We start from the raw sequence: 4977 nt of genomic DNA, 5'->3' as shown, positions 1-4977 counted from the left end.
TCTTGCTCTCTGCGAGACAGAGTAACAGGTTAGGGCTAGAAAGCCCCGTCGCTGTCTTCGCGGGGATTGGTTACTTTTCGCTCTCGTCCGCAGTATCCACCCGGGCTTCCAAAGTCGCCAGATCCCCCTGCAGCAATAGCAAATCCCCCGATTTCAACTTCCAATTTTTTGGGGTCGGCCGGTGCAATTTTCCCTGGCGTCGGATCGCGATAATGCCATTCCAGGCCGTATCAAAATCTTCCGGTTTCAACCGATATCCGACCAGGGGAGATTCCGGCTCCAAATTGACCCAGCTCATTTGATGGAGCGTTAGGGTCAGGGGGTCCAGCATCAAGGTCTGGAATAACAACAATTCTTCCCGCGACCCCACCACCAACAGCCGATCCCCTTCCTGAAGCCTCGTGTCGCCCGTGGGATAGCGGAACACGTGGCTCTGGCGGTCGATCGCCATCACCGTCACCCCGGTCAAATTGCGGATGTTGGCCGACGCCAGGGTCTGTCCGGCCAGGGGAGATTCCCGCTTCACCGTCACCCACTCGCTCGACAAACCCTCCGTCGCCCCCAACAGGGATTTGAGTTCCACGCTCGTCACCCGTTCCGGCAACACGCTCCGGTAGCGATCGCCCCGGATCGCCCGGATCACCGATTGGATGGTCATCTGGGTGTCTCCCAGGGTCGAGAGCAGGTGCGCCCCCATCTCCAGGGCCGCCTCGAATTCCGGCTGGACCACCTCCCAGGCCCCCAACTGGTTGAGTACCTCGATTTCGCTGTTGTCGTGGGCGCGCACCACCACGTCCAACTCGGGCGCCAGGGCCAGGGCCCGTTTGAGGAGCAGGCGGGTGCTGGCCGGGTCCGGGAGGGCGATGGCCAGGGACAGCGCCCGTTCCAGGTGGGCTTTTTCGAGCACCAACTCCGAGTCCGCATCTCCCAATACATAGGGGATTCCCAGGGCCCGCAGCCGCTGGATCGCCGCCGAGCTGTTGTCGATCACCAAAACCGATCGCCCCTGATTTTGCAGCATCTTGACCACCACCTGGCCCACCCGCCCGTAACCGGCAACCACAACGTGATCTTTCATCCGGTCTGGCATAGCGATTTCTTTGGCATTTTGGAACCGTTTCAGATACTTTTCCAACAGGGGCACCCCCATCAGGTGATCGGCGAGTCGGGGCGACCACTGCAAAAACACGGGGGTCAGCACCAAGGTGATCGCCGTGGTCCCCAAAATCAGCAGGTATTTTTTTTCACTCAGCAATCCCAATTCCAAACCTTCTTGGGCCAAAACGAAGGAAAATTCTCCGATTTGGTTCAACCCCAGGGCCGCGATCGTGGCGGTTTTGAAGGAGTATCCAAATTTCAACACGATGGGAAAAATGATCCCCGCCTTACAAACCATCACCAAAATTACCAACCCCAAAATCAGGCCCAGGTTGTCGAGCAAAATCTGGGGGTCGATCAGCATTCCGATGGAGGCGAAAAACAGGCTGGCGAAGGTGTCCCGCAGCGGCAAAACTTTCGCCAGGGCTTGGTCGGCGTAGTCGATCTCGGCGATCATCAACCCGGCGATGAACGCCCCCATTTCGATGGAGAGCCCCAGGGCGTTGGTGAGGAGGGCGACCCCGAGACACAGGGCGATCACCGTCAATAAAAATAATTCGGAGCTCTCCGTGGCCGCGACGGTGCGGATCAGGGGCGGGATCGCCCAAATTCCCGCCAGGAACGCCCCGAGCAAAAATAATATCCCTTTCAGGAAAGCCCAAAACAGGGCCATCGCGATCGCGGAACCGGGTTCTTTCAAAGCCGGCAAAATCGCCAGCATCAGCCCCAGGGCCAAATCCTGGGCGATCAGGATCGCCAGCATCACCTGGGCGTGGGGGGTGTTGATTTCCCCCCGTTCGGTCAGGGTTTTGAGGACCACGGCCGTCGAGGACAGGGACAGCAGGGCTCCCAGGTAGATCCCTTGCGCCCCCCCTAGACCCCCCCCCACCAGCAGGGAGATTCCCGCCGTGACGGCGATCGTCAGGCCGATCTGCAACAAACTGCCCCGGATGGCGATGTCCTGAAACCGCCGCAGTTCCGCCAGGGAAAATTCCACCCCCAGGGCGAACAGCAAAAACGCCACGCCGATTTCGGCCATCGCGTTGATCTCGGCGGTGTTCCCGATCAGTTTGAACCCGTAGGGACCCACCAGCAGGCCGCTGACCAGGTATCCGAGCAAAACCGGTTGGCGGAGGCGGTTGGCGACGAATCCCCCCACGGCGGCCGCGCCGAGGGCCGTGACCAAATCGAAAATGAGGTGATGTTCGGTCGCCATTGGGGGTTCATCTGGTGAGGGTGGACGAAGGGCGGGGGTCGCGGTTCATTGTTCGGGGGGCTGACAACTTCCCAGGCCCTCGGGGGGGATGTCGGAATTCCGGATCAGTCGGGTATAGACATCATCCTCCGTCATCCATCCGAGATCTCCGGGTCTGAGGGTGAGAATTTCCCGGGTCGGAGCAGTTTCCGGCTCGTCCCATTCGCCGCCGCCCGGTGAGATGTCCTCCTCCGCCTCCCACCCATTGGGGTCGTCCTCGAAATTGGGAGGTTCGGTGGCCGTTTCGTCGGAGTCGGGGGGGACCGAGCAGATTTTTAACTCCATCCAGGTTCCGGCGTCGGGGGTGGTCTGCCGCTCCAAAATTTGAAAGACGCTGTTGTTGGGAACTTGTCCTTTAATATAAGGTTTGCCAAATTCTTCTAACAGGCGGATGGGTCGCTCCGAGGGAGTTCCGTTGGGAGCATTCGCTGGCCCCAACTGCACGATCGCTTTGATTTGCAACGGCTGCGGTTGGTAGGGGATGATGGCGGGTTGGGGAGAAGCTGGTATCGGCGGCGGGTCGGGGGAAACGGGGGAGGGTTCTGTCGAGGAGGTGGGCTGCGCTTCGGGAGAGAAGAGTCCCCGCAGCACGATCCATACAGAGACGCCGGCGATCGCGATCAGCAGCAGAATTCCCAGGGACAGCCACCAAATTTGGCGGGTTTTATCTTTGTCAACCACGATCAGTTCCGTTTCCATCGCCGACTCGTCGGATGCGGTGATGTCGGAGGAGGAATCGCCGAGGGTGTCGTCCGGGAGGCCGGCCACCGGGGGGACGGAAATTTCCGGCTCTTTTTCGCCGTCGCCTTTGGGGGTGAGTCGGAAGTGCAGCAGGGCGATGGTGACGTTGTCGTGGCCGTTTTGGGTGTTGGCGACCTGCACGAGGCGATCGCGGGCCGCGGTGATGTCGGTCGTTCCCTGCAGGACGGGCAGAATTTCCGTCTCCCAATATTGTTCCACCCGATCGCGATCGCTCAACCCGTCGGAACACAACAGGAAAATGCAGTCTTCGTCGATGGGAAATCGTTGGATGGTGGGGTGCAAGTTCATCGAGTGGGTGATCCCCATCGCCTGGATCAGCGCCCCGGACGCCACCTGTTGCAGGGCTTCCCGGTAAATCGTGTAGCCCAGCCGCACTTCCCGGGAGGCCACGTCGTCATCGAGGGTGACTTGGTGGCAGCCCTCGCGGGTGATCCAGTAGGCCCGGGAGTCCCCGATGTGGGTCAGGTAGATTTCGTGGACGTGGGCCAGGGCCATCACCAGGGTGGTTCCCATGCGCTGGCGCCCCTGGCGGTCTTCAGAGTCGTTGCGATCGCTGATGGCGTCGTTGGCGATGCTGATCGCCCGCTTCAACCTCGGGGTCACGGACAGGGGGTCCCAGTTGGCGGGGTGGAGCGGCATCTTTTCCACCTGTTCCCGCACGATCTCGATCGCCAGGCCGGAGGCGACTTCCCCCCCTTCCTGGCCGCCGATGCCGTCGCAGACGATCGCCAGGGCGGGCAGTTCGCCGTCGATGCCGGAGCTGGTATCGCCCTCCGGGTAGCAGGCGTCCTCGTTGTGGGAGCGGGTCGGCCCCGCATCCGTCACCGTCACGATGTCCACCCGGCGCTCCAAAGACCGCCCGCAAATCACCAGGGCGCGATCAAGTTGATCGACTAACCGCTCCGACTTCCGCAGCTCCCCGCCGATCATCTGCCGGGTGAGCTGGTCCAAAAACGACTGGATGCGGCGGTCGGCCCGGGGAATCCACGTCTGCCACAGTCCGCCGAGTTGCTCCAGCGACGGCCCTTTCGGCTGCTGCTGCAATTCCAACAGCCGCACCAGCGGCCCCTCGACCCGCACCAAGTCCGGGTCCAGCCAACTCGACGCCACCCCTTCGCGATTCGAGGCGTACCACAGTTTGGCAATTTGCCACAGCCAGTTCAACTGGCGCATGGCCGGCGCTTCGCCCCAGACGTCGGTCAATCTGGGCCTGAGCTTCCCCGTTTTGCGATCGACGGGCCCTTTTTCGAGCAGCCAGATCCCCCGCTCCACCCGCGCGGCGGGCGGCGAGATCCATCCGTAGACCTGGGGGACGTGCAGCCGGTGGGCGAACAGCTTCAGATAGCAGGCGATCGGCTCGGCCGTGACGTCATTTCCGGGGAGTTCGGGCAACAGTTCGGGTCGGGTGTCGATCAGTATCCGCCCCCCCTTGTACAAGTAACGATCCGCAATTATAGTCCCGGGTGGGAGATCGTCAAGGCCACTTCCGAGCGCCCATAGATAGTTCTTTGGCATGTCTTCTTGCATAGAGAATCCTCACGCCGATCCTCGCCACTCACGATCCGATTCAAAATTCAGAGTTCCGCCCCCATCAATCATGAGTCGTTCCAATACCAATATATCCGCCCAAAGTCCCGGGCGGTATGGCAGAGGGAGAGTCGATCGCGATTCGCTTCGGTCAGGCAACTATCAATTATTCTGTTGTGGGTCGGTGAGTGCCGGTGTAAGCTCACCCCGCTCTAAAGAGACGGGGCTTTCGCCCTAAGCTGCCGCTACGCTAGGTAACTCACAGCTCAGGCGTTCAGGACGGCTTGCAGCGCCCCCAGAAATAGCAATCATGAGCGAACCATTATAATCGGCAT

General features: G+C 60.9%; 2 protein-coding genes. Both read right to left on the bottom strand.

The annotated features are described in order from the left end of the window. Positions 1-70: 70 nt before the first annotated feature. Positions 71-2314, bottom strand: coding sequence for a cation:proton antiporter (locus tag LKE08_RS00560; protein ID WP_324702244.1), 2244 nt, complete (start codon positions 2312-2314; stop codon positions 71-73). 45 nt (positions 2315-2359) lie between these two features. After that, positions 2360-4507, bottom strand: a complete 2148-nt coding sequence (locus LKE08_RS00555) for a protein phosphatase 2C domain-containing protein (protein ID WP_324702243.1) — start codon at positions 4505-4507, stop codon at positions 2360-2362. Positions 4508-4977: the final 470 nt, after the last annotated feature.

The sequence above is a fragment of the Lyngbya sp. CCY1209 genome, from assembly GCF_035615495.1.
In the GTDB taxonomy this organism is placed as follows: domain Bacteria; phylum Cyanobacteriota; class Cyanobacteriia; order Cyanobacteriales; family Microcoleaceae; genus Limnospira.
The sequence above is the reverse complement of the archived record's forward strand: the minus strand, read 5'-3'. Positions and strand labels throughout refer to the sequence as shown.

Coding starts and splice junctions, on each gene's coding strand:
- LKE08_RS00560 (WP_324702244.1), bottom strand. CDS start 2,314: ATGGCGACCGAACATCACCTCATTTTCGATTTGGTCACGGCCCTCGGC.